Below are 25533 nucleotides of genomic sequence, written 5' to 3' on the forward strand. Positions count from 1 at the left end.
AAGAACGGACAAGTTGATTACTTGTCCGTCTTTTTTTTCATAAATTTACTCCGAATAAAGGAAATAATGATTGGCAATACCGAAACGATAATAATCCCGATCGCTACCAACGAAAAGTTATCTTTGATGATCGGCACTTGCCCGAAAAAGTAGCCTGCCAGCGTACAGATCAGCACCCACGCGGTTGCGCCTAAAACATTATACGTCAAAAAGTAACGATAGTTCATTCTGCTGGCACCTGCCACAAATGGTGCAAACGTACGGATAAAAGGCATAAATCTCGCAATAAAAATTGTTTTTCCGCCATATTTATTGAAAAATTGCTCTGCCTTATCCATTTTTTCTTGGTTGATCCACTTGGATATCCAGCTATTCTTAGGGATCGCCGTTCCCACTCGTTTACCAATAGCATAGTTGACCGTGTCTCCCAAGATTGCAGCGAGCCACAAAACAATGATTACCGGCACGATATGCAACGCTGATCCATCCAATACAGACAAGGCTCCCGCGGCAAACAACAACGAATCTCCGGGTAGGAACGGGAAAATAACCACACCAGTTTCTACAAATATAATTAAAAACAAAATGATATATGTCCATATATCAAATATATTTATTATCTCGACTAGATGTTTATCAATATGTAAAATAAAATCAATCAAATTTACGATTATCTGCACCAAGCATCCACTTCCATTCCATGTTTTGTTTATAGTTTAACATATCCATCCCAAGATTACCTTCATACTTTAGCAGTAAAAAAGCAAAGTTCCGCTTAAAGAACTTTGCTTTTCGATTTATTCGTTTACAGTTGATTCTTCATGACTGATCAATGCGATCAAGCCGCCTACCGCTAATAAAACGATCGGAAGCAAGAATAAAATCGACACCGACATCGTACAACCTATCGCCGAAGCAACCATCAATGCGCCACCTAGTCTAGCGCGATGCGGTACAACAAAGGCTCCAATAAGCCCAACCGCAGATAATAGCAGAGTTGCTATGTTCAGCATATAAAAAACGAATGATTCTTCTTCCAATGCTTGGGAAATACCTGGAATCGTGAGAACCATCAGCGAGAAACCAATACCTAACGCTGCCCCTAAAAAACCTAATAATCCTTCTACTTTCATTTTATTCCCTCCTTTGACAGCTTTACTATGTTATTATTTTAACATAAAAATGATTATTAATAACTATTTTATTCTCAAAAAAAAACCGATACGAATATCGGTTTTAAAAAGGGAGTATAAAAGGTAAGGAACACTATTCGCTTAATAGTTGTCCTAACTTACAAATTTATTTTACCAATCAATTATGAATTTCTACTGATGTTTTTATTAATTTATTGTTAATTTTCCATAAGATCCAGCCTAATTTCTTTGCCTAACGGAACAGCTGTCGAAGCAGGTTGATGACCAATGTCCGGTGTATGGAAAATAGGAAGGTGGTAAGCGGAGGCGATTTCTTCGAGAAGACTTGCTAGTTTAACTGTTTCATTTTGTTCACGTAGCTCTGAAAAATCCCCAACAATCAAACCGGCTATCTGGTCAAAAACCTGCATTTGTTCCAATTGTGAGAAATAAGCACTGACCCGCTCTATCCCGCCGCTTGCAGATTCTAACAAAAGGACTTTGCCCTCGACCTCAGGAAAAAATGGAGTGCCTGCCAATTTTAGAAAACAGCGGATATTTCCGCCGATCAATGTTGCTTTTCCTTTTAATTGTTCTCTCGACCGCCAGTATCCGTGAAGTATGATACTTTCTTGGGCAAAAAATAACGTTTCAAAGGAGTGCAAAGCTGCTTTTGTTGGATCTTCCATGATCTGCAGAATTTGAAATAGCACACCGCTAACTCGTGCCTTTTTCGTGATCGCATTTAAGATAACTGTCAAATCACTATAACCAATAAAAGGGATTGCGCGTTGAGCAATTTTTTCATAGTTAAGCAACGGCAGTGTTTGATTGGCGAGATCACCGCCGGAAATGTCAAATATGGCTTTTATCTCCGGGTCCTCATAAAATGTCATCAGCGCTTTCGCTCGTTCGATAGCTGGAACATTTCCTGACTTTACAAAGATCGTTGGTGCTAATACAACTTCTATTTGGTAACTCGCTTTCAGAAAAGTTGTAAGTGCTTCTAATTTCCCGCGGTCTTTTTCCGTCTTGCTATTCGAGCAAGCAACTAGCCCAATTTTATCTCCTGCTTTCAGCATAGCTTCATACCTCTTTCAAAGTTTCACGTGAAACTTTTTCTTTCATGATTTAATAGCCATTCTTTTCGATCGAGACCTCCGGCATAACCACCTAATTCCCCATTTGTATTGATCACACGGTGACACGGAATAATGATTGCAAGCTGATTCGTTCCATTTGCTCTCGCTACAGCTCTGCTCGCAGTTGGACGACCAATATTTTCCGCAAGTTTTTTGTACGAAATACTTGTTCCAATCGGGATTTCCTGCAATGCTTTCCAAACGGTTTGTTGGAATTCTGAACCAATAAGACGAAGCGGTGTTTTGAAATCCTGCAGTTCACCATCAAAATAAAGTTCTAGTTCCTTTTCGATTGCTTCAATGATTGGTGTTTTTGACGGGATGATCGCTGCATTCAAACGGCTTCTCAACCGTTTTATTTCATTCTCCAAACCTCTTCGATCCACAAATTCTAATAACACTAAGGAGTCTTCATCTGAGATTGCTAGCATTGGTCCGAGCTTGGTTTCCAGCCAAGCTGAGTTTAGCAAAGTCACCTCTTTTGAATTAGTTGGTATCGTCCCCATCGTTTTTGTAAACGCATCGCGGAATCCGTTGCTTGATTCATAACCACTTTCATATTGAGCGTCGATGACTTTCTCCCCCTTTCGGATATATTTTAAACCCAAGCCCAACCTTCTAGAGCGGGCGTATTCAATGAATGTCATTCCAAAATGTTTTTTGAACTGTCTTCTAGCTGTATTAGCACTGATCGATAGCGCATCGAAATCTCTGTCCATCCAGCGTTTTTCTGGGTTTGCTTCAATGGCATCTATCAAAACTTTGACTTCTGCCGATAATCCGTTTTGCTTGGATAGTGGCTGACATTTTTTACAAGGTCGATAAGAGGCTAACGCTGCTTCTTGCGCCGTTTCAAAAAACTCGCAGTTTTCTTTCTTAGGCTTACGCGCGGGACAGGTAGGCCGGCAAAAAATGCCTGTGGTTTTCACACCGACAAAAAAAGTCCCTTCGTATTCGCTATTGCGTTCTATCAGCTTTTCATAATAACGATCGATTTTTACCGGATCACTTATCATTGTCATTACTCCTTTTCCTCTTATTACATAGAATATAACAAAGATTCCATACAAGCAAACCAGCAAAGTTGACAGGCATTTTTTTGACAAAACAAATCCCGCTCTCCAAGTGAAGGGCGGGATCAACTTTTTAAATTACTAAGGTAAGAACATGTTCTCCGACAGCGACTTTTCCATTTTCTTGGATGATAACGTCTAAATAATTCGTATAGTTTGTCACGACCATTGGAGTAGTGATGTCATAGCCTTCTGCTTTTATTTTTTCCACATCAAATTCCACTAACAATTGACCTTGCTCTACTTGATCGCCTTGTTTAACATGTGTCGTGAAATACTTACCGTTCAATTGAACGGTGTCCATGCCGATGTGTATCAAAACTTCGGCGCCTTCGTTTGTTTCCATTCCAAGTGCATGTCCAGTTGGAAACAGTGTGGCGATTTTCCCGGAAGCTGGTGCATAAACTTTACCGACTGTTGGAACAAAAGCAGTTCCTTTGCCAAGCGCCCCGGATGCAAATGCTTCGTCGCTAACTTCTGCTAGAGAGATCGTTTGTCCTTCTAATGGTGCATAAAGGGTCTCCTTTTCAATCAACGTTTCAACTTGCGTTTCTACGGGTTTTTCAGCGATTGGATCTGTTTGATCTTTGAATCCGATCAAATAAGTGAGAATGAAGGTAACGATAAAACCAACGATTACTGCAATGACTACTCCCCACATTGTTGCGTCGACGCCATTTTTAGGATGGATGAAGTTCGGGAAACCGAAGATCCCAAGTCCTCCCATGATATAGCTGTTTACATTGAAAAGTCCAATGATCGCACCGCCGACTGCACCACCGATACAGCTGATGATAAATGGTTTTTTAAGCGGTAAGGTGATCCCATAAATAGCGGGTTCTGTTACACCGAAAATACCGGAAACAAAAGCTGGGATCCCAAGCGACTTCAATTTAGCGCTCTTTGTTTTAGCCATAACTGCTGCTACTGCACCGATTTGGGCAAAGGAAGCGGCGAAAGTCAGTGCTAATACTGGGTCAAATCCCTTAGTTGTAAGGTTGTTGATGACGACAGGAATGAAGCCCCAATGCAATCCGAAGATAACAAATACTTGCCAGAAACCACCTAAGAAAATACCGGCAACGATCGGGCTCAAATGATAGATCCATAACGTGAATGCACTTAACAAGTTTCCTGCCCATGTTGCAACAGGTCCAATCACTAAGAAAGTAAGCGGAACAACAACTAGCAATGTACAAAATGGAACAAGGAAGTTTTTCACTACATCTGGAATGATTTTTTTAAAGCCCTTTTCTACTTTGGAACCAAAGTAAGCGGCCAAGATTATTGGGATAACGGAAGATGAATACGTCATTAAAATAACTGGAATCCCTAAGAAAGTAATATGGATCGGCGACTCAAACAATGTGCCGCTGAACAATGTATACAGTGGTTTCCCTGCTAATACGCCTGCCAATGTCGGATAAACCAGCGCGGCACCGATCGCCATTCCGATAAAAATATTCCCGCCGAATTTTTTCATTGCGGTAAATCCTAAGAATATCGGGAAGAAGTAGAATAAGCTGTCACCGATCGCATATAAGATTTGGTACGTTCCAGATTGGTCCGTGATCCAACCAAGTGCGATAAATAAGGCGGCGAAGCCTTTGATCATACCTGTTGCTGCCAGTACACCCAAAACTGGTGTAAATACACCGGAGATCATATCGATAAATCGGTTAAATAGGCTGCCCTTCGCTTCATCATTGCCACCGCCTTCTCCATCAGCAGAAATACCTCCGACTGCTAAAACAGCGCTGTATACATCTGGAACGTGATTACCAATAACTACTTGATACTGGCCGCCACTTTTGACAACGGTAATGACGCCGTCTAATTTTTCGATGACGTCGGTGTTGGCTTTGCTTTCATCTTTTAGCTTAAATCTTAGTCGAGTGATACAATGAAAAACACTGTTGATATTCTCCTTTCCACCGACATTTTCCAGAATTTGCTTTGCTAATTCTTCGTATTTCATCTAACTGACCCTCTTTCTGTTTTGATATTTGGGCAAAAAGAAAAACCTAAGCTCATCCCAGGAAACTCGTATCTAATGACACGATTCCTGTGAATCAGCTTAGGTTTTGCCCAAAAAGGTAACAATCCTTTGTTGATAGTTGAAATATATCATATTCTGAAAGCGATTGCAACATTAATTTTCAACTTCTGATTTTGGTCCGTGGAAACTACATCTTAGGTCTGTTTTAAAAACAGATTATCCGCTGCATAATTAAGAGGAAAGCAGTAATTCAATCTACTTGAAGGAAGGTCTTGTCAGCGAATGAATTTTTTGATTATCTATGCACATCCGAACCATGAAAGTTTGAATTATGCGATTTTGCAAAAAGTTACAGCTAATCTGTCCCAGCAGCACACCATTAAAGTATTGGATCTATATGCGGAAAATTATGATCCTCTGCTTCACTTTGGAAAGGATAAAAAACGACGGGACCTTTACCTTGATGAAACGACAAAAGCAGAGAGAACGCTCGTTGAATGGGCCGATCATCTCGTTTTTATTTTCCCGATCTGGTGGGGCGGAATGCCGGCTATCTTAAAAGGATTTATTGACAAAGTGTTTGTGAAGGATTTCGCTTATGCGTATAAGGGGGTCCGTCCGGTTGGTCTTTTGCCTGGAAAACGGGCTTGGATCATCAATACACATGATACACCCTCATTTTATGCGCATTTGGTTCAGCAAGACTATGGCAAGGTCCTAAAAAAGCAAGTATTAAATATGTGTGGTATCAAACCAGTCACACACACGACTTGCTCCTACATCCGCGGCTCTTCTCTGAAAAAGCGAACTGCTTTTTTGAAAAAAGTCGAGCAAATCAGTAAAACATTGTAATCAAAAAGCACTTCTTAAAAGAAGTGCTCAGACTGAAGAAAAACACTATTTCAATCATTATTTTACTGTTTTCAGCTTTTCGAAAAATGATTAGATTCTAGGCAAAGTCGAGTACCGAAGCGGAGCGTACTTGTGTACGTGAGCATCGGAACGCAGGCTTTAACGACGAAGATGATCGTTTTTCGACAAGCTGAGCACTTCTTAAAAGAAGTGCTTTTCGTTGCTATTATTCGATATCTGCTCCATTAGAAGCAATTGTTTTCTTATACCAGTCAAATGATTTTTTCTTCAATCGTTTGTTGGTCCCGTTTCCTTTATTATCTCGATCGACGTAAATAAAACCGTAGCGTTTCTTCATCTCGCCGGTTCCAGCGCTCACAAGGTCAATGCAGCCCCATGGTGTATAGCCGATCAATTCTACGCCGTCTTCGATCGCTTCACCCATTTCGCGGACATGCTCGCGCATATAGTCAATGCGATAATCGTCCTCGATCATACCTGCATCAGTAACCGTATCCACTGCTCCTAGCCCATTTTCAACGATGAACAAGGGTTTTTGATAACGATCGTAGATAAGATTCATTGTGATGCGCAGACCTAGTGGATCAATTTGCCAGCCCCATTCGCTTGCTTTTAGGTATGGGTTGCGCAGGGTTGCGAAAACATTGCCTTCCGTTTCTTTCATTTTTTCAGGATCAGCACTCGTCAATCTGCTGGAGTAGTAGCTGAAAGCGATGTAATCCACGGTGTTTTCTTTTAACACTTCCTTGTCGCCTTCTTCCATGACGATCTCAATGTTGTTTTCTTTGAAGAAGCGATTCGTATAACTTGGATAATAGCCGCGTGACTGTACATCGATGAAGAAATAACCTTCGCGGTCGGCATTGATGGATTTCCAGACATCATTGGGATTACAGGTGAACGGATAGGTGTTCCCAGCCGCCAGCATACAACCTACTTGATTGTCAGGATTGATTTCATGCGCCAGCTTGGTTGCCTTTGCAGATGCTACTAATTGGTGATGCGCCGCTTGATATTTGACTTCTTCTGGATTTGCTTCTTTTGTCACATCCAGAGCCCCGCCAAGAAACGGAATATGCAGGATCATATTGATCTCATTAAATGTCATCCAGTATTTCACTTTATCTTTATAACGTGTGAAGATCGCTTCACAAAAGTTTAAATAAAAATCGATACAGCGTCGATCTTTCCAGCCTCCGTATTTTTTGAAGATCTCCAGCGGTGTATCAAAATGGTTGATCGTCACGACTGGCTCAATGCCGTACTTATGACATTCATCAAATACTTCGTCATAGAATGCTAATCCTTCTTCATTAGGCTCACTTTCATCTCCATTAGGAAAAATCCGTGGCCAGCTGATCGACATCCGGAAACATTTGAAACCCATTTCAGCAAACAAACGAATATCCTCTTTGAAGTGATGATAGAAATCAATGGATTCGTGGCTTGGGTAAAAGCGATACTTTGTGTCTAATGCTTGCGCTGGATTTAGTAGCGCTTCAAACCGGTCTTCTTCTGCGGCTGGAATGATATCCACTAGAGATAAACCTTTTCCACCGTCTAAGTAAGCGCCTTCACTTTGATTCGCAGCTGTCGCGCCTCCCCAGAGAAATCCTTCTGGAAATTGACTTTTTTGTTGATTCATAGTTATTTGCTCCTTTCAATCTGTCTGATGTTAGTATAAATTATGTAATGCATTACAGAGCAAGGATAAAATAAAAAAAGTACTTATTCGGATCACGAATAAGTACTTTAGCTTGCCCAAAAAACGCTCCTCTTCACTATTACAGCCTAGAATCTGACCATTTGTCGGGCAAACTGGAAATATTTACATTAAATGATTCATATGTCCGATCTCCATGACCCAGTAAGAGCCGATCACGACGATGATCGCGATGAATAGAGCGAACAGGATACCACTTGTGTTGACTTTGCCGTCTTTCCCTTCTGTCATGTGCATGAACATGAAGAGCTGCAACATCGCTTGGATAAATGCGAAAATGAAGATGATAACCACTTTCACGCTATGATCAAGTGTCGAGTAAAGTGCTACCCAAACAGCGAGCAATGTCAGAATGATGGAAAGTGCAAAACCAATGATATGTTGCCAAGGGCCATGAGCTTTATGTGTCTGCGTCGAATTTTTATTTTCCGCCATATTAGTTCACCATCCCATATAGGTAAACACCTGTGAAGATAAAGATCCAAACTACGTCCAAGAAGTGCCAATATAAGCTGGTAATAAATAGTTTCGATGCATTTTTAGGCGTCAAACCTCGTTTAAGTTGAATAAGAATAAAGGTGATCCAGAACAAACCGATTGTTACGTGGAGTCCGTGAGTTCCTAGTAGAACAAAGAAAGAAGACCAGTAAGAACCTACTTGCATGGTCACACCTTCCATGACGTAATGCGAGAACTCGTAGATTTCAAAACCGACAAAGCCAGCGCCTAGAAGCAACGTGATAATCATATAGACCACGAGCATTTTCACGTTACCTTTGCGCATTTCTCCGATTGCAAGACCACAGGTAAAACTACTTGTTAATAGCAAGAATGTCATTACTAATACAAGCCATAATTCAAACATTTCCGAAGGCGGATGCCCCGCATTCGAACCTGCTTTTTCCATAACGAAATAGGTAGCGAAAAGCGTTGCGAACAAAGCAATTTCCGCTGTCAGGAATGTCCAGAATCCAATGATATTAAGACTTCCTTGTTCCGATTGATACTCTAAAGGACGGTCATCATTTTTCTTTACAGATTCCATGGGTTCCCCTCCTTAACACCAGTTTGCTGTTCTTTTTCGATGTGCGCTTCTGTTGCCACGATTTCTTCGACTTCTACGTGGTAGCCGTCATCGACTTGGAAAGAACGATAGATCATACATGCCAGCGTACCAGCGATACCAATGAATCCGATCCAGTACCAGTAGAAAATGAATCCGAATCCGGCGATGAATAAGAACACCGACATGATAAAGCCTAGCATCGTGTTGCTCGGCATATGGATAGACTTGTAATTTTTATTATCATATTTTTTGCCAGCTTGTTTCATTTCCCAGAAACCATCTAATTCATTCCATTCAGGAAGAACGGCGAAATTATATTTCGGAGGAACTGCTGAACTTGTAGCCCATTCTAACGTACGGCCATCCCAGACATCGCCGGAAACTTCACGTTTAGAATGTTTGAAACTGTAAATGATATTGTAGCAAAGAATCAAGAAACCGATCCCCATGACAAAGGCACCAACTGTAGAAATAAAGTTAAGTGTTGTCCAGCCGTCACCTTGCACGTATGTATAAATACGACGAGGCATACCATCAAGGCCTAAGAAATATTGCGGGAAGAAACATACGTTAAATCCGACAACGAAGACCCAGAAGAACCATTTACCGATTTTTTCATTTAATTTATAACCAAACATCTTCGGATACCAATAGATAAAGCCGGCGAAACAAGAGAATACGGTTCCGGCGATCAATACATAGTGGAAGTGAGAAACCAAGAAGTAGGTATTGTGATACTGATAGTCAGCTGCGGCCATCGCAAGCATAACACCCGTTACTCCGCCGACAACGAAATTCGGAATGAACGCTAACGACCAAAGCATTGGTGTCGTGAATGTGATTTTACCTTTATACATGGTGAACAGCCAGTTAAAGATCTTGATCCCTGTAGGTATCGAGATCATCATCGTGGTGATGGAGAAGAATGTATTAACAAGCGCTCCTGAACCCATCGTGAAGAAATGATGGACCCAAACTAAGAAACTTAGTACAGAAATCAGTACAACTGCTGCTACCATTGCTGGATAACCAAATAATTTTTTCTTCGAGAATGTGGAAATAACTTCCGAGAAAATACCGAACGCCGGTAAGACAACGATATATACCTCCGGATGTCCCCAAACCCAGAATAGATTCGCCCACATCATCGGCAAACCACCATTTCCGAGTGTAAAGAACGCTGTGCCGAACAAGTGGTCAAATGTCATCAATGCAAGCGCCACGGTAAGAACCGGGAACGCAAGAATAATAATCAAACATGTCACTAGGACAGTCCACGTGAACATTGGCATTTTCATTAATGTCATGCCTTTGGTTCGCATTCGGATGATTGTTACAAAGAAGTTGATCCCTGTCATCAATGTACCGATACCAGCGATCTGGATCCCCCATAGATAGAAATTGATTCCGTATCCAGGTCCAAATTCCTCTGCCAGCGGTGCATAGTTTGTCCAACCTGCCGCAGGGCTTCCTCCGATAACGAAAGATAAGTTGAATAGCATCGCACCCATGAAGAATAGCCAAAAACTAAGGTTATTCAAGAATGGGAAAGCAACATCTCGCGCTCCGATTTGAAGCGGAACGGCGATATTCATCAAACCAATAATGAAAGGCATCGCCATGAACAAGATCATGATAACGCCATGTGTAGAAAATACTTCGTTATAGTGCTGAGAATCTAAAAATTTCATTCCAGGAAGTGCTAATTGTGTACGCATCATCAGCGCATCAACACCACCGCGGAAGAACATAAGAACTGCTGAGATCAAATACATGATCCCGATTTTTTTATGGTCAACGGAAGAGATCCACTCAGTGATCAGCCATTTCCATTTTTTCGTATAGGTAAGCAAGACGACGACTGCAATCGAAACAAGGGCAATAGATACCTGTGCTCCTAAAATCAGAGGGTCGCCAGTAATGATAAATTCGTTTAATTTCATGACAAATGTTCCCCCTTTTTATTTATCGTCCTCTTTTTTATTGAAGTCATTTGTTTGCATATCATCTTCTAATTTTTTCATTTCTTTCTCACGATGTTGATCTACATGATAGCCTTCGCCGTTTTTGATAAGCTGTGGCTTCATGTTGTGACGTTCAAACTGAGGATTTGTGATTTGAACTTTTCTTGGTGGAAGTAATGGTTCTTTTGCAATATGTTCTTTCACATTTGGATTGTGCGGATTGTTTAATTTATAACCAAAACGCTTGTACGCATAAAATACATATTCCGGATCTGCAGCTGGATCAACAAATGCCAAATGTGTACCTGTATAGGTTTGCTCTTTGGAATGTCCCGGCAAGATCAGACGGTCATATTTATCCTGCGTGATTTTTGGAGCGCTTGATTGTGCCTTTTTGACCCATGCATCAAATTTCTTGTCGCTTTGCGCAACGACTTGGAATTTTTGGTCGGCAAAACCTTCGCCATTAAAATTGGCATTTCTGCCTTTATAAGTACCCGCTTCATCTGCTTGTAAGTACAGATTCATTGTCATACCTGTCATTGCATATTTTTGTCCACCTAATTGTGGTATCCAAAAACTTGTCATCGTATCGACAGAAGTCAATTTAAATAATACCGGGCGGTCGGTTGGAATATTAACGTAGTTTACCGTTTCAATCGATTGATCCGGATAACTGAAAATCCATTTCCAATCCGCGCTTGTTGCATAAATAACAAGCGGTTCTTTATGCGAACTTACTTTTGGTGCTTCTTCGGCAGAATAGATCGTCTTAACGGTCGGTATAGATAATGCAATAACGATAATGACTGGAATCAACGTCCATAAGACTTCCAATTTTTTGCTTCCATGCATATTTGGCTCGTAATTAGAATCATCTTTTCGATCACGATACTTAAATAAAATGATCGTGAACAACACGAAAATCGTAAGCACAATAGCTAACATAAAAATAACAGAGTATAAAATCAAGTTAGATTGTTCTTTTGCTACTGGCCCCTTTGGATCAAGTACTGTCAAATCACCACATCCACTAACAAATGCGATAGTAGCAACTATTCCCGTTAGTAGTAATGATTTAAGTAGCTTTGACACTAAAATCCCCTCTTTCCTTTTGATGTGATTGCAGTATTTTGCGCTTAAATACTTTTGCGAAGACATTATAAAAAGTGTATTGTGATTATTTTCCTTTGCAAAGATTGCGCATCGTTCACAATTATATACCCAATAATAACCCAATCATATCTCTATAAGTCCATACTTTCTTATTATAGCTCGTTTTCTTAATTTATACAAAAAATCTACACATATTTTTTATTTCACAAACTTTTTCATTTTTTTAACTAAAGTTTGTGAAATACTTTAATTTATTTGAATTTGCGCAGTTCCTTCTTTAAATGGTAGTGGTTGAATCCCAAGCGCTTTCCATGCTTCTTTCAATTGCAAAGCAGCTTCTTTTGTTTTCGAAAAAGCGATGCCGCAATCTCCCCCGCCTGAACCAGAGGATTTGCCAACGCCTCCTAATTCCTTCGCGCTATCCGCTAGTTTGCGCAGTAATGCTGTCTCGATCTCCACGCCAGCAGACTGACCTAATTTTTGCAGCCATAAACGATTTTCTGTGATTGCTTCAATCAATATAGCATTATTTTTCTCACGGAAGGCGGTTAAGATTTTTTTGACCGCTTTTTTCGTTCCTTCAATGAATTCTTGATAGCTTGCGTGATTTTCCGCTTTGAATGCAGCAATCTGCGAAACCAATTTCCCTGTACTGACCGGATTCCCCGTCCAGCCTACGGAAAAAATCATTTCCGGAGATTCTAATGGCTCGATTTTTAATTGCGGCCAGTCTGTTTCTAAAAAGTAGTCTAATGTTTTATAAGCCAAACGATGTTTGACCCATTCTTGGTCGAAAGTCGTGTAGGCGATCCAACCACCATACATACAAGAAGCAATGTCGCCGCAAGAACCATTTCCTTGCACGACCAGATGAGATAAGGCAGCAAGTTTAAAGCGTTTGATGATAGAAGTTTCCGGAGCAAAGCGTGCTGTCAAAGCATTTACAACTGCAACGGTAGCGGCAGCGCTGGAACCAAGTCCATACTTCGCCCCTGAGTCATCGATCAACTCTGTTTCGATCACAAGTTTAACAGGACTAAGTGCAATACCTTCTTTTCTTAAATATGTGGTCACAATATTAATAGCTTCCGCTGTAAAGACCCAATGTTCTCCCTCCGGCTTCAGTTCATCGCCGATTTCCCAAGAAACAGGTTCTTTATAATGCGGAATCCATAATTCATTGCGTTCATGGTCGGTCAATGTCAGAGAAATATACTTATCTACCGCTGTTAAAACGGCCGTATTTCCAGACTCCACCACTGCATATTCTCCAGCTACATAAAGTTTACCGGGCACTTTTACTTTTATCTCATGCTTCATCGATACGCACACTCGCTTCCTCACCTGCGTGGCAAATAAATACGTCTTTTACGACTTTAGTCAATTCGCTAGCAACTAATTTTTCATTTTTCCGCTCACACAATACTTTGACGTTAGGTCCAGCATCCATTGTAAAGTAAGCGGCGATGCCTTGCAACCGTAATTCTCTCACTTTATCCATCACCTGTAAACTTTTAGGTTGGAAATAAGTGAACGGTGGATTAGCTCCCAGAGTAGTAGCATGCATCTTCATGGCATTATGTTCGGTTATTTCCCCGATCGTGATAAAGTCTGCGGCTGCGAAAGCCTCTTTCATTGCAACCAGATCTTTCTCAGCTTCCTGCACCCATGTTGGAAAGAAAGGGGAGGTTGCTACAGTAGATTGCATACCTAGCCGACTAGGCACCTTTTTCACTTCGTCTGAAACGACAGCTACCACAATGGCTAGGTCTTTCGTTAGTTCGCTTGTAAAAGGGACGCCAAAAGAATCTTCGCCATCATCGCGATTGCCTTTTTCCCAGATCACCAAGTCCCCATATAAGGACCGCGAGGCAGATCCAGAACCAAGCCTCGCTAATTTAGAAAGATATTTGCGATCATCATTACGACCAGCTGCAGCAGATCCGGCTAAGGCCAAGGCTGCAAAGGCAGAAGCAGAAGAAGCAAGACCGGCTGCTGTAGGCACATGATTTTCAGAGGAGATCCGCGCAAAACTTGTTAACTGAAATTGCTGTCGCATAATGGATAGGAAGCGGCTCACTTTAGCATCTTCGACTTCTTTCCCGTTTAGAACGAAACTGTCCTTTTGCAAAGATTCGTCCCATTCTAAAGCAGTTGTCGTATAAAATTGATCAACTGTCAGCGATAAACTGCTGTTTGCAGGTAACATGAGTGTTTCATCTCGTTTTCCCCAATATTTAATTAATGCCACATTCGTATGTGCTCGGGCGATCGCCTTCATGTTTACCTTCTCCAATCGTAAATATCCATTCTTTGGCAGAACCATTTGCTTGTAAAGCTTTTACTACTTTTTCTGCTATTTCCCTATTTTCTACAATCGAGATCATACAGCCACCACGACCGCCACCTGTCAATTTTGCTCCATAAGCACCTGCTGATAAGGCTACTTGAATCAAATTTTCCAGCTTCGGATCACTGACTGTTAGTTTTTTCAGGATACTTTGCGAACGATTCATTGCTTCGCCGATCCTTATTTTATCTATATTTGTCTCTAAAAGTTCTTTCATTTCCCGGGAAATACCACCAAGTTCTTTGATCAGCGGCATATATTCCAGGGGTTCCTTTTTACAAAGCACACCAACATCTGCTACTGCAGCTTTTGTCTCACTTGGTATCCCTGTATCTGCTACTACAAAAGTCAATTCTCCTGCAAAATGGATAGTCTCCATATTTTTACCTTTTGCATACCAGACTGGTTTTTCTGTTACTACAGTGATCGCATCCACACCACTTGCATTGCCATGGGCAGCGTCTTCTGCATGATTTACGAGTTTAAGCAGCATTTCTTCTGTAAGTTTTTTTTCATAATAATTATAAAGTCCTCTAGTTACGCTGGTGGCTACTGCAGCACTTGATCCCAAGCCTCGGCCGACCGGAACATCTGACAGCACTTTGACCGTCAATGGTTCTGGCTGCTCTAAAAGTTTTTGGATCGATAGGATCAGCCGTTTGATTCCGTCTAAAAAAGGCGGCATTTCTTCGATTGGACCAGTAAAAAAGGTCGAAGCGAATTGATTTTCAGTGGAAGGACTCACTTCCGTTTTGATTAATGCTTGCGTAAAGGGAACTGAAATTGCTGGTTCTCCATATACTACCGCATGTTCTCCAAATAAAATCATTTTTGCAGTCGAAATCCCTGTAGACACTCGAAGCCATCCCTTCCTTGATTAAAATAAGACAGTTACAATCCACGGTGCAGCATAAAGCGTCATGAATAATACGCCAAAATTTATACCTAAGCGGCTGAGCGCACCTGAAACAATTGCTACTAACAATACACCGAATACATTGATCCAGCCACCATCCATATAACTGAGCATCATGACTAATGCAATGAACAATCCAAGAATGGCTTCATGGGGAATATATTTAAAAACAAAACGGCATATCTGCCCAGAATACTTCATTATAACATAATATGTCAGTCCTAAACCAACAATCGAACCGATTGCTGTTGCCCATATAAAGCCGGGCATATCGAGAACATGATGCATATTTCTCCCCAAAGTAAAGACAGGCGGTGCGTTAAATAGCGCATTTGCAGGACCGATCGCGACTGGTGATAAGGGAACACCTAACGCAATAAGGGGAATAAGTAACCCTGCTAAATAGGTCGAATGGGCTAACCCTTCCATGCTGGCTAGGGCTATTTTCGCTTTTTTGATTGGATCTTTTACGCGGCTGACGATTCCCTCACCAAACAGAACCGTCATTCCTACAGGGCTCATAAAAAAGGTAAAGCAACCTGCCAGCGAAGTGCTCACCGTTGCCCACAATTCTTTACGATCCAACACACGGAAAGGATTAGGAAAACCTTTTTGATTTTCTGATCTAACAATGGTGATTTCTTTTTTTCCCAGTTTAGGCAGGCTTTCTCGATATTCTTTATTTAATAATGAAATAATACTGAACACCATTGGCCCGATCGTGATTCCTAAGAAAAAGGAGATCGTCACTGTTTTATCTGTCGGTAGTGCATGAATTCCCCAATATAAATATCGCAAACCTTCAATCAGAAGTGCGAATGGAAAAATAGCTAAGATCGACAAAAGACGATTTTTACTCAATAACGCTAAAAATAGGGCGCCCACAAAAAATACAGGAGCAGAATATTTGGTTATTACCTCAGACAACGGTGCGAGTGCTCCTGCAAGCAGTAAACTCACCGGCACAGCCACCAACGTTCCGATCGCTGCACCAGAAGCCATTTTTCTAATGCCGATGACAGATTGTCCGGCTTGTTTGAGTGTTAGACCATAGGGAACCATTGGTGACGCCATAACGCCTCCTGGAGTCCCTGCTACGGCTACAGGAACGGCATCCGTCAAATTCAATGTAACAACTGCTGAAACAAAAAAAGCTAGCACAACAACTGGAGGGACGCCCAGTAATACAAGCGCAAGTGTTACTGGTGCTAAAACAGCCGTTTCATCCGTTCCTGGGGCTACTCCAATGATCGTATAAAAACCAGCTGCCAAAACCGCCGCAGCAATCATTTCGAGGACAAGTTGTATCGTCATACGTCTTTTTCCTCCTCTTCCCGGAGTTCACGTTTCGGCTTGATTACGATGCAAGCGATGATAAAACCGATAAATGCGCCACCTAATCCGAAGAAAAGCGGCATTGGTGGTTTGTCAGGCGCAAGAAAATAAGCTCCTAAGGTTAAAGTTACACATATAATAATTGCTATGATCAAGTCTTTAATACGAACAAGATCAGCCCAAATTTCAATATTTTGGTCCTCTTTTTGAGATTTACCCATGAGAAGTACCTCAGCTTTCTGTTTTTTACTTACATTCACCATAATAAGCATTTATCCGGCTTTTTTCAATATAAAAAACAAACCATGATTTCGATTTTTCGCCGAAATCATGGTTTGTTTGCTATTAGGTAAGACGGCTTACATACCGCCCCTATAAAATTGGCCTACTACTTGAATAAATGCAGCTTGATTGGTAATCACCCATTTATTTTTGTCGTCTTTATCTGGTTGCAGAGATAATACCGTTCAAAAAATGAATCCTTCTCCCCTTCAATAATAAGGTCTTTCACAACAGCATATTCCTCAAAACACTCATTTTCAGCAAAATATTTTGGTAAAATAATGCGGTCATTATTATCGAATTGCCCTCCTTTTTCATAAACTTCTAGCAGTTTAAAATGAAACGAAAGAATCGCTTAAAATCCATTTTTAGAAATGGCTCCTTTAAGCGATTCTTTTTTACCATTATTTTTCATTCTAAACAAAGATCTGATTTATGTCCCAAGCTCTCTTATGTCTTATATAATTTCTTCTGGCATATTAGTTTTCTGCAAATAATTCAAAAATGCCACTTGCCATTTACTTTCGTTAAAAATCGCAATCGGAATTGCAGGATCATAATGCTGAACAACTGCTACCCATGCTCGTGTCCGAATAGATGTTTGAAGCGTGATCATTTTAATCGATATAAAAATCAGATACACGATCAGTGCAAGTAAAAATACGATCAAACCAATGATTCCTATCGTGAAATCTTGCATAACAAACATTGCTCCGATTACAACAGCTCCCAAAACCAACAAGCCTAAAAACGAAAAAAGTGATTGTTTAAAAAAACGTTTACGGTAAGTACGATAGACGAGCGTATTTGCCTCGATTTCGATCAATTCTAACTGTTTAATCACATTTCCCTTTATTTTCGTATGTATGTTGTATCGCTCCATAAATATTTTTGCCGCTTCTTTTTCACTTTTGTTATTTTTGGGCATCAAGATCACCAAGATCACAAAAGCAATAATGAAAATTAATTGTATCAACCTATTTCCTCCATTATCCTAAATAATACAGGATCAGCCTAATAGGCAGATCCTGTATTTACTTTTATATTTCATCACTTGGCGGGGTATCTTCAAAATTTTCATCTGGAACTTCTACGATCAGTTCTTCTGAAATTTCTTCTTCCTCGTCTAGGATTTCTTCTTTTGGTACTTTGGCAACAGTCGCTACTTTTTCGTTTTCATCTAAACGGATAAGTTTTACACCCATTGCGCTCCGGCCGGTTTGGGAAACTGTTCCGATCTCGAAACGGATCATAACACCGCTAACTGTCATAAGCATGATATCCTCTTCGCCGGAAACAGTTTTCATTGCTACTAGATTACCGTTTTTCTCAGTGATCGTCACCGTCTTAACGCCCATCCCGCCTCGATTACGAAGTGGATATTGCGCAGCTGGAGTTTGTTTTCCATATCCTTTTTCGGTAACGATCAAGACTTTTTGATCGTCTTCCAGGATTTCCATGCCGATTACTTCATCATCCTCGCGTAAGCGGATTCCACGGACACCAGCGGCAGTTCTACCCATTACACGGATATTATTTTCCGGGAAATAAATCGACTGGCCTTGTTTGGTCGCAATAATAATATTTTTATTGCCATCTGTGATCTGAACGGAGATCAATTCGTCATTTTCTCGTAAATCTACAGCACGCAAGCCGCTTTGGCGAATCTTGGCAAATTGCGAGATATCAGTTCTCTTCACGACACCATGTTTGGTAGTGAAGAATAAATGACTGTTTTCCGTGAATTCAGAAACGTTGATCACCGCATTTACCTGTTCTTGGCTTTCGATGCCTAATAAGTTGATAAGTGGAATCCCTTTAGCTGTACGGCCATATTCAGGGATTTCATAGCCTTTCGCACGGTAAACTTTTCCTGTATTGGTAAAGAAAAGAAGCGTATCATGAGAGCTTGCTGCAACTAAATGTTCTACGAAGTCATCCTCATGAGTCGACATTCCTTGGATACCTCTCCCGCCGCGGCGTTGGCTGCGGTAAGTAGAAAGTGGCAAACGCTTGATGTAACCGCGTTTTGTCAAGGTAATAGCTACTTCTTCTTCTGGGATCAAGTCTTCATCTTCAATGTTGACGATATCGCCTGTTAAAATCTCTGTACGACGCTTATCGGCATATTTGATTTTGATTTCTTCTAATTCTTCACGAATAATTTCTAAGATGCGCTCTTCATCCGCTAGAACCGCTTTTAAGTCGTTGATCAGAGTCATCAAGTTTTGATACTCTTCTTCGATTTTCGAGCGTTCTAAGCCTGTCAGACGCTGCAAACGCATATCCAAAATCGCTTGCGCTTGTTTGTCGGACAATTGGAATTTTGTCATCAAGCCTTCTTTAGCGGTTTCCGTAGTATTAGAACTACGGATCAAAGCGATCACGGCATCGATGTTATCCAGCGCGATACGCAGACCTTCTAAGATATGCGCTCTTGCTTCTGCTTTGCGTAATTCAAATTCGGTCCGTCTGCGGATCACGATTTTTTGATGTTCTAAGTAATGATATAAGATCTGCTTCAAGTTAAGGACTTTAGGATGATTATCCACCAATGCAAGCATGTTGATCCCGAAAGTCGTTTGTAATGCAGTCATTTTATATAAGTTATTGATGATCACGCTTGCGCTTATATCACGACGGACTTCGATGACGATCCGCATACCAGAACGGTCGGATTCATCATTGATGTCAGTGATGCCGTCGATTTTCTTTTCACGCGCTAATTCTGCGATACGCTCAATCAAACGAGCTTTATTAACTTGATACGGTATTTCCGTGATAATGATCGTTTCTTTGCCATTTTTTTTCTCTTCGATGTCCACGCGTGCACGAACTACGATCGAACCTCGACCAGTTTCATAAGCACGTCTGATTCCGCTTCTTCCCATGATCAATCCAGCTGTCGGGAAATCCGGCCCTGGAATATATTCCATCAATTCGCGAATCTCGATTTCTGGATCGCGGCTGAGCGCCAGAACTCCGTCGATCACTTCACCGAGATGGTGCGTAGGGATATTGGTAGCCATCCCTACAGCGATACCAGAAGACCCATTGACTAGCAGGTTAGGGAAACGCGCTGGTAAAATAACTGGTTCTTTTTCTGATCCGTCATAGTTATCCGCATAATCGATCGTATCCTTATTGATATCTCGCAATAATTCCATCGCGATCTTCGACATTCTTGCTTCTGTATAACGCATCGCTGCAGCCATATCACCATCGACTGAACCGAAGTTACCGTGTCCGTCAACGAGCATGTTTCGATAGCTGAAATGCTGTGCCATCCGAACCATTGTAAAGTAAACGGCTGAGTCACCATGCGGGTGATATTTACCGATTACTTCGCCGACGATACGCGCTGATTTTTTATACGCTTTGTCGGAGGTCATTCCTAGATCGTTCATTGCATAAAGAATACGGCGATGTACTGGTTTTAACCCATCACGCACGTCTGGCAAGGCCCGAGCTACGATAACACTCATTGCGTAATCTAAAAATGATGTCCGCATTTCCTTATTTAAATTGATTTCTGTAACTCTATCGTTTGGTGTTTCCGCCATTTAAGAGAAACCTCCCTTTCAAATTGCCATTCTAGTCCGTATTAAATGTCCAAGTTTTTCACATACTGCGCATTTTCTTCGATAAATTTGCGGCGCGGTTCTACGCGGTCGCCCATCAGCATCTCAAATGTCTCATCCGCATCGATCGCGTCATTGATGTTGACTTGTAGTAATGTCCGGTGTTCCGGATTCATTGTTGTTTCCCAAAGTTGTTCTGGATTCATTTCGCCCAGACCTTTATAACGTTGGATCGCATATTTTGTGTCGCTGCCGATGGAAGCGAGGTAATCATCTAATTGTTTATCTGTGTAAACATATTCTACTTCTTTGCCGTGCTTGATTTGATAAAGCGGTGGCTGAGCGATATAGATGTAGCCTGCATCAAGGAGCGGACGCATATAGCGGTAAAACAGGGTGAGCAACAGCGTACGGATATGTGCGCCGTCGACATCGGCATCGGTCATGATGATCAATTTGTGATAACGTGCTTTCGCTACATTGAAATCGCCGCCAAAACCTGTCCCCATGGCTGTAAAGATCGTTCTGATCTCTTCATTTGCAAGGATTTTATCTAAACGTGCTTTTTCAACGTTCAAAATCTTACCGCGAATCGGCAGGATCGCTTGAAATAAACGGTCACGTCCTTGTTTTGCAGAACCGCCGGCCGAGTCGCCCTCAACGATGTATAATTCGCTGATTTCTGGGTTACGGGAAGAACAGTCTGCCAGTTTACCCGGCAAGTTGGAAATTTCCAATCCGCTTGTTTTACGGGCTACATCACGCGCACGCTTAGCTGCCATACGCGCACGAGAAGCCACAACGCCCTTCTCAACGATTTTTTTGCCGACATCCGGGTTTTCCATCATAAATTTATTTAAAGCCTCTGAGAAGAGTTTATCGGTAATTGTACGAGCTTCTGAATTTCCCAGTTTAGTTTTTGTTTGACCTTCAAATTGCGGGTTCGGGTGTTTGATCGAAATGATCGCTGTCAATCCTTCCCGAACATCTTCCCCGGACAGGTTATCATCGCTATCCTTAAATAGCTTGTTACGGCGCGCATAATCATTGATAACACGTGTCAGAGCAGTTTTAAAACCAGATTCATGGGTTCCACCTTCATAGGTATGGATATTGTTGGCAAACGAGATCAGGTTGCTGGCAAATCCTGTGTTGTACTGCATGGAGATTTCAACCATGATATCCTCACGTTCCCCTTCTAAGTAAATCGGTGGCTCGTGAATGACTTCTTTGGATTTATTCAAATGTTCGACATAAGAACGAATCCCGCCTTCATAGTGATAATCTTTGCGTACTTGATGCTCCTCACGTTTATCTTCGATCGAGATTCGTAAATTTTTATTTAAAAAGGCAAGTTCTCTTGCGCGCGTGCGTAAGGTATCAAAATCAAATACTGTTGTTTCTGTGAAAATTTCAGGATCTGGTTTGAAATGGACGATTGTCCCGCGGTAGTCTGTTTCGCCGCGTTCTTCCATATCCATAACGACATTTCCTTGTTCAAAACGTTGATAATACTTTTGACCATCACGGTGGACATATACTTCCAGATCCGTCGATAAAGCATTCACGACCGAAGCCCCTACGCCATGCAGACCGCCGGATACTTTATATCCGCCGCCGCCGAATTTACCACCGGCATGCAGTACTGTGAAAATAACTTCGACTGTTGGGCGGCCGACTTTTTCATTGATACCAGTGGGGATCCCCCGGCCGTTATCTCTTACTGTAATACTATTATCTTCTTCAATCGTAATCTCGATCTCCGAACAGAAACCTGCTAATGCTTCATCGATCGCATTATCCACGATTTCCCACACTAAATGATGCAGTCCGCGCTGACTTGTGGAACCGATATACATCCCTGGACGTTTACGAACAGCTTCTAATCCTTCTAATACTTGTATTTGATCATCGTTATAATCAGAGGCATTACTTTGTACATTTGTAATATTCTCTTCTGACATTAAAAATTCACCGCACTTTCTTCAAATTTCTGTTAGCTTTTTTCTACGCTACCTTGTGTCACTGTATAAGTAGTGGCTTGTTTGATCGTATTATGATCGATGCCGCTTATATTTGTTGTCGTCACAAACGTTTGTACTTTTCCTTCGATCGCACCTAGTAAATGAGATTGTCTGAAATCATCCAATTCACTGAGGACGTCATCTAATAATAGAACCGGATATTCTCCGATCTCTTCTTTAAGCAGATCGATTTCTGCCAATTTAATCGATAAAGCGGTCGTTCGTTGCTGGCCTTGCGAACCAAATACTTGAACATCCTGCTCGTTGATATAAAAATGAAGGTCGTCACGGTGCGGACCGATAAGTGTCACGCCACGTTCCAACTCGCGTTTTTTATTTTTTTGCAGTTTTTCCATGACGCTTGTCTTCGTTGACTCGTCTGTTTCCTGCAAATCAATGGATGCTGCATAGCGAATCGTCAGCTGCTCTAGCTCGCGCGATATTTGATAATGCAGAGGGGCGGCAAAACGAATGAGTTTTTTTACAAATTCACTTCTCCGTTTGGTGATCGTGATCGCAATCTCTGCAAATTGTTCATTTAAGATATCCAACATGATCGGATCTGCCTTTTTGCTCATCTGTGCTGCTTTTAAATATTGATTGCGTTGCTGCAAGACTCGCTGATACTGACTCAATTCGTGTAAATAAACGGGCTGCATTTGAGCGATTTCCATATTCAAAAAGCGTCTGCGCACGCCGGGAGCGCCTTTTACCAATGACAGATCTTCTGGAGCGAACATAACTACATTCAGATTACCCACATATTGGCTCAGTTTCTTTTGCTCTAAGTGATTGACCTTTGCTTTTTTTCCTTTTGGGGTGATCATCAATTCAAGCGGAACGGATTGGCCGCGCCTGAATACTCTACCTTCGATCTTTGCTTCTTCGGAATCCCAGTTAATGAAGTCTTTATCGTTTGCGGTTCGATGCGACTTGGCTAATGCCAACATCAAAATGGCCTCTAATAAATTCGTCTTTCCCTGAGCATTTTCCCCTAGAAAGACATTGACTGCCGGAGAAAAATCAACTTCTAAAAAAGGGTAATTGCGGAAATTTCTCAGTACCATATTTTCTAAATGCATATGTGTTTTATTCCTAACATAAAAAATTAGTCTTGCTCAATTTTCAATTTACCTTTGCCTGGAATGAGTACAATGTCGCCGTTTCTTAATTTTCTGCCACGTCTATTATCCTGTTCGCCGTTGATATAGATCGGGTGCTCGCTGAGAAAAGCTTTTGCCATCCCTCCGGTAGAAACTACATCGACCATTTGTAAAAATTGACCAAGTGTTACATATTCACTGTTTATTTTTACCTTATCAGCCAAAATGTCACGTCCATTCTTTTTTGTTTCTTAATTCTATTTTACTAAAGATTTGGGAATAATACAAAATAATTTTTTCAGAAACGGTTTATTTCCGTTTTTTAGTTAAAATAGTATCCCCCTACTATTTTATAAAAAAGCTAAAAAAACGACTTCTGCGCCGTTTAAATGAAAGGGATAAGAAAAAGCGAAATCTAACAAGGATTTCGCTTTTTCTGCTTATATGAATCTATTATACCATAATTATGGGTTTATTTCTTCACGTTCTTGCCTGACAACTGCTTTTTTCATCCAGTTTCCGGAGCTGTAGCGCCAGACACCTAAGCAGGTTGCTGTGATCCATGCTACCGGAGTCGCCCACCATAATCCTAGATAGCCCATCACGAGTGATAGGGCAAATCCGATCGCTAACCGGGAAACTAATTCAAAGATACCCATCGCAAGTGGCACGATCGCATCACCAGTGCCGCGCAGTGTTTCCCGTACAACGAATAAAATACCTACAACGACATAGAATAACGATACTACCACTAAATAGCTCATACCGATCTTGATAACTTCGGTTTCTTTTGCATCCACGAAGAGTAGTAGAAACTGTTTGGCAAATAATTGGACTAAGATCGTGATGATGATGCTGATGATCGTTACTACTTTGATTCCTGCCCAATAACCTTTCTTGACACGATCGATTTTTCCCGCTCCCATATTTTGTCCGGCGAACATGGAAGAAGCTTGCCCGAAAGCTATCCCCGGCTGATAGGTAAGCGAATCGATCCGGCTTGCAGCAGTGTAAGCCGCTACGACAGCAGAACCAAAACCATTGATCAATGTCTGCAGGATCATATTCCCAACTGAGATAAACGACCCTTGCAATCCGGAAGGCAATCCAATCCGGATCATTTCTTTGAGCAAAGAAGGTGTCACTTTAAATTTTGCTCGTTCGATCCGCATAAACGGAACGTGACGATAAGCATAGTAAATACATAAAATAGCGGCAATAAACTGTGATAGTACAGTTGCGAGCGCTGCCCCGCGAACACCCATATGCCAATAAACAACGAGTAAAAAATCCAAGCCGATATTCAGCAAAGAAGAAAAAATCAAAAAGAGGAGTGGCGTGAATGAATTTCCGAGTGCTCTTAGAATAGCTGCGATCCCGTTATATAAACTCATCGGGAGAATACCGATAAACAAAGTAGTCAAGAAAATAGTCGCATCATCCATTATTTCCGGCGGCGTGCGCAAGAGAAGCAGTAATGGTTTCGCGAGAAGAATGCCGAGAACAGTCAGTACAATAGCCGTGACCACTACAGCATAAGTGGCGGTAGCGATTACATCTTTCAGCTTGTCAAAATTTTTATAGCCGAAATATTGTGCTACGACTACAGAAACTCCGCTCATTAAACCAATGATCAATGAGATCATAAAGAAATTGATGGAATTGGTTGCACCGACTGCAGCTAAAGCATCGACATTAACGAATTTACCGACAATCATGGCATCGATCATGGTATAGAATTGCTGAAACAAATTTCCAATAAAAATAGGCAATGCAAATAAAAAGATGATCTTGGTGGGATTCCCAGTCGTCATATCTTTCATCATTATTGGCAGACACTCCTTTCTTATAAA

At 41.3% G+C, this 25533-nt stretch carries 22 protein-coding genes; 1 reads left to right on the forward strand and 21 read right to left on the reverse strand.

Annotation, left to right across the window (positions count from 1 at the left end):
- Positions 1-17: 17 nt before the first annotated feature.
- The 5 genes from HMPREF0556_RS06545 to HMPREF0556_RS06565 form a co-directional block, all read right to left on the reverse strand.
- Complete coding sequence (locus HMPREF0556_RS06545) at positions 18-680, reverse strand: DedA family protein (protein WP_003756746.1); 663 nt, start codon at positions 678-680, stop codon at positions 18-20.
- A 117-nt stretch (positions 681-797) separates the two neighbouring features.
- Positions 798-1133: a DUF4064 domain-containing protein gene (locus HMPREF0556_RS06550; protein ID WP_003756748.1), complete on the reverse strand. Its 336-nt coding sequence runs from the start codon at positions 1131-1133 to the stop codon at positions 798-800.
- Positions 1134-1351: 218 nt separating this feature from the next.
- Positions 1352-2215 (reverse strand): LD-carboxypeptidase, encoded by an 864-nt coding sequence (locus HMPREF0556_RS06555; protein ID WP_003756750.1) that lies wholly within the window; start codon positions 2213-2215, stop codon positions 1352-1354.
- 23 nt (positions 2216-2238) lie between these two features.
- On the reverse strand, positions 2239-3297 hold the full coding sequence (locus HMPREF0556_RS06560; RefSeq protein ID WP_003756752.1) for a bifunctional transcriptional activator/DNA repair enzyme AdaA: 1059 nt from the start codon (positions 3295-3297) through the stop codon (positions 2239-2241).
- Between the two features lie 124 nt (positions 3298-3421).
- A complete protein-coding gene (locus HMPREF0556_RS06565) occupies positions 3422-5326 on the reverse strand; it encodes a beta-glucoside-specific PTS transporter subunit IIABC (protein ID WP_003756754.1) in 1905 nt (634 codons plus the stop codon).
- A gap of 303 nt (positions 5327-5629) precedes the next feature.
- On the opposite strand from HMPREF0556_RS06565, the gene HMPREF0556_RS06570 reads away from it, so the two are divergent.
- Complete coding sequence (locus HMPREF0556_RS06570) at positions 5630-6199, forward strand: NAD(P)H-dependent oxidoreductase (RefSeq protein ID WP_003756756.1); 570 nt, start codon at positions 5630-5632, stop codon at positions 6197-6199.
- 226 nt (positions 6200-6425) lie between these two features.
- Here the strand turns inward: HMPREF0556_RS06570 and HMPREF0556_RS06575 are convergent, their stop codons facing one another.
- From HMPREF0556_RS06575 to HMPREF0556_RS06650, 16 genes are all read right to left on the reverse strand, one after another.
- Complete coding sequence (locus tag HMPREF0556_RS06575) at positions 6426-7865, reverse strand: 6-phospho-beta-glucosidase (RefSeq protein ID WP_003756758.1); 1440 nt, start codon at positions 7863-7865, stop codon at positions 6426-6428.
- 183 nt (positions 7866-8048) lie between these two features.
- Entirely contained in the window at positions 8049-8378 is a 330-nt protein-coding gene (gene qoxD, locus HMPREF0556_RS06580) for a cytochrome aa3 quinol oxidase subunit IV (protein WP_003756760.1), read from the reverse strand.
- A gap of 1 nt (position 8379) precedes the next feature.
- Positions 8380-8988, reverse strand: a complete 609-nt coding sequence (gene qoxC, locus HMPREF0556_RS06585) for a cytochrome aa3 quinol oxidase subunit III (protein ID WP_003756762.1) — start codon at positions 8986-8988, stop codon at positions 8380-8382.
- Positions 8976-10952, reverse strand: a complete 1977-nt coding sequence (gene qoxB, locus HMPREF0556_RS06590) for a cytochrome aa3 quinol oxidase subunit I (RefSeq protein ID WP_003756764.1) — start codon at positions 10950-10952, stop codon at positions 8976-8978. Before qoxB ends, qoxC begins: the two co-directional genes overlap by 13 nt.
- A gap of 18 nt (positions 10953-10970) precedes the next feature.
- Positions 10971-12068: a cytochrome aa3 quinol oxidase subunit II gene (gene qoxA / locus HMPREF0556_RS06595; RefSeq protein ID WP_040486535.1), complete on the reverse strand. Its 1098-nt coding sequence runs from the start codon at positions 12066-12068 to the stop codon at positions 10971-10973.
- Positions 12069-12335: 267 nt separating this feature from the next.
- Positions 12336-13409, reverse strand: coding sequence for a phosphomevalonate kinase (locus tag HMPREF0556_RS06600; RefSeq protein WP_003756769.1), 1074 nt, complete (start codon positions 13407-13409; stop codon positions 12336-12338).
- Complete coding sequence (gene mvaD, locus HMPREF0556_RS06605) at positions 13399-14370, reverse strand: diphosphomevalonate decarboxylase (protein ID WP_003756772.1); 972 nt, start codon at positions 14368-14370, stop codon at positions 13399-13401. Before mvaD ends, HMPREF0556_RS06600 begins: the two co-directional genes overlap by 11 nt.
- Positions 14327-15295, reverse strand: a complete 969-nt coding sequence (gene mvk, locus HMPREF0556_RS06610) for a mevalonate kinase (RefSeq protein ID WP_003756773.1) — start codon at positions 15293-15295, stop codon at positions 14327-14329. Before mvk ends, mvaD begins: the two co-directional genes overlap by 44 nt.
- 21 nt (positions 15296-15316) lie before the next feature.
- Positions 15317-16669 carry a tripartite tricarboxylate transporter permease gene (locus HMPREF0556_RS06615; protein WP_003756775.1) on the reverse strand — a complete coding sequence of 451 codons (1353 nt, stop codon included), beginning with the start codon at positions 16667-16669 and terminating at the stop codon, positions 15317-15319.
- Positions 16666-16962 carry a hypothetical protein gene (locus HMPREF0556_RS06620; protein WP_003756776.1) on the reverse strand — a complete coding sequence of 99 codons (297 nt, stop codon included), beginning with the start codon at positions 16960-16962 and terminating at the stop codon, positions 16666-16668. The genes HMPREF0556_RS06615 and HMPREF0556_RS06620 overlap by 4 nt, the downstream gene beginning before the upstream one ends.
- Before the next feature lie 467 nt (positions 16963-17429).
- Positions 17430-17948, reverse strand: coding sequence for a hypothetical protein (locus HMPREF0556_RS06625; protein ID WP_040486536.1), 519 nt, complete (start codon positions 17946-17948; stop codon positions 17430-17432).
- Between the two features lie 64 nt (positions 17949-18012).
- The gene (gyrA, locus tag HMPREF0556_RS06630) at positions 18013-20535 is read right to left on the reverse strand and encodes a DNA gyrase subunit A (protein WP_003756780.1); all 2523 of its coding nucleotides are present in this window, start codon (positions 20533-20535) and stop codon (positions 18013-18015) included.
- 41 nt (positions 20536-20576) lie between these two features.
- The gene (gene gyrB / locus HMPREF0556_RS06635) at positions 20577-22517 is read right to left on the reverse strand and encodes a DNA topoisomerase (ATP-hydrolyzing) subunit B (protein ID WP_003756782.1); all 1941 of its coding nucleotides are present in this window, start codon (positions 22515-22517) and stop codon (positions 20577-20579) included.
- Positions 22518-22549: 32 nt separating this feature from the next.
- Positions 22550-23659, reverse strand: a complete 1110-nt coding sequence (gene recF / locus HMPREF0556_RS06640) for a DNA replication/repair protein RecF (protein WP_003756784.1) — start codon at positions 23657-23659, stop codon at positions 22550-22552.
- A 26-nt stretch (positions 23660-23685) separates the two neighbouring features.
- Positions 23686-23904, reverse strand: a complete 219-nt coding sequence (gene yaaA, locus HMPREF0556_RS06645) for a S4 domain-containing protein YaaA (RefSeq protein WP_003756786.1) — start codon at positions 23902-23904, stop codon at positions 23686-23688.
- Positions 23905-24144: 240 nt separating this feature from the next.
- Positions 24145-25506, reverse strand: coding sequence for an MATE family efflux transporter (locus HMPREF0556_RS06650; RefSeq protein WP_003756789.1), 1362 nt, complete (start codon positions 25504-25506; stop codon positions 24145-24147).
- Between the last annotated feature and the right edge of the window lie 27 nt (positions 25507-25533).

Origin of the sequence: Listeria grayi DSM 20601 (assembly GCF_000148995.1) — a bacterium.
Taxonomy (GTDB): Bacteria; Bacillota; Bacilli; order Lactobacillales; family Listeriaceae; genus Listeria; species Listeria grayi.

Bases quoted from the DNA above. Each gene is read 5' to 3' on its own strand.
- qoxD (WP_003756760.1), bottom strand. From the start codon at position 8,378: ATGGCGGAAAATAAAAATTCGACGCAGACACATAAAGCTCATGGCCCT.
- HMPREF0556_RS06650 (WP_003756789.1), bottom strand. From the start codon at position 25,506: ATGATGAAAGATATGACGACTGGGAATCCCACCAAGATCATCTTTTTA.
- HMPREF0556_RS06550 (WP_003756748.1), bottom strand. From the start codon at position 1,133: ATGAAAGTAGAAGGATTATTAGGTTTTTTAGGGGCAGCGTTAGGTATT.
- HMPREF0556_RS06555 (WP_003756750.1), bottom strand. From the start codon at position 2,215: ATGCTGAAAGCAGGAGATAAAATTGGGCTAGTTGCTTGCTCGAATAGC.
- HMPREF0556_RS06600 (WP_003756769.1), bottom strand. From the start codon at position 13,409: ATGAAGCATGAGATAAAAGTAAAAGTGCCCGGTAAACTTTATGTAGCT.
- gyrB (WP_003756782.1), bottom strand. From the start codon at position 22,517: ATGTCAGAAGAGAATATTACAAATGTACAAAGTAATGCCTCTGATTAT.
- HMPREF0556_RS06560 (WP_003756752.1), bottom strand. From the start codon at position 3,297: ATGACAATGATAAGTGATCCGGTAAAAATCGATCGTTATTATGAAAAG.
- HMPREF0556_RS06570 (WP_003756756.1), top strand. From the start codon at position 5,630: ATGAATTTTTTGATTATCTATGCACATCCGAACCATGAAAGTTTGAAT.
- recF (WP_003756784.1), bottom strand. From the start codon at position 23,659: ATGCATTTAGAAAATATGGTACTGAGAAATTTCCGCAATTACCCTTTT.
- qoxC (WP_003756762.1), bottom strand. From the start codon at position 8,988: ATGGAATCTGTAAAGAAAAATGATGACCGTCCTTTAGAGTATCAATCG.
- qoxB (WP_003756764.1), bottom strand. From the start codon at position 10,952: ATGAAATTAAACGAATTTATCATTACTGGCGACCCTCTGATTTTAGGA.
- mvaD (WP_003756772.1), bottom strand. From the start codon at position 14,370: ATGAAGGCGATCGCCCGAGCACATACGAATGTGGCATTAATTAAATAT.
- gyrA (WP_003756780.1), bottom strand. From the start codon at position 20,535: ATGGCGGAAACACCAAACGATAGAGTTACAGAAATCAATTTAAATAAG.
- HMPREF0556_RS06565 (WP_003756754.1), bottom strand. From the start codon at position 5,326: ATGAAATACGAAGAATTAGCAAAGCAAATTCTGGAAAATGTCGGTGGA.
- HMPREF0556_RS06575 (WP_003756758.1), bottom strand. From the start codon at position 7,865: ATGAATCAACAAAAAAGTCAATTTCCAGAAGGATTTCTCTGGGGAGGC.
- HMPREF0556_RS06620 (WP_003756776.1), bottom strand. From the start codon at position 16,962: ATGCTTATTATGGTGAATGTAAGTAAAAAACAGAAAGCTGAGGTACTT.
- HMPREF0556_RS06615 (WP_003756775.1), bottom strand. From the start codon at position 16,669: ATGACGATACAACTTGTCCTCGAAATGATTGCTGCGGCGGTTTTGGCA.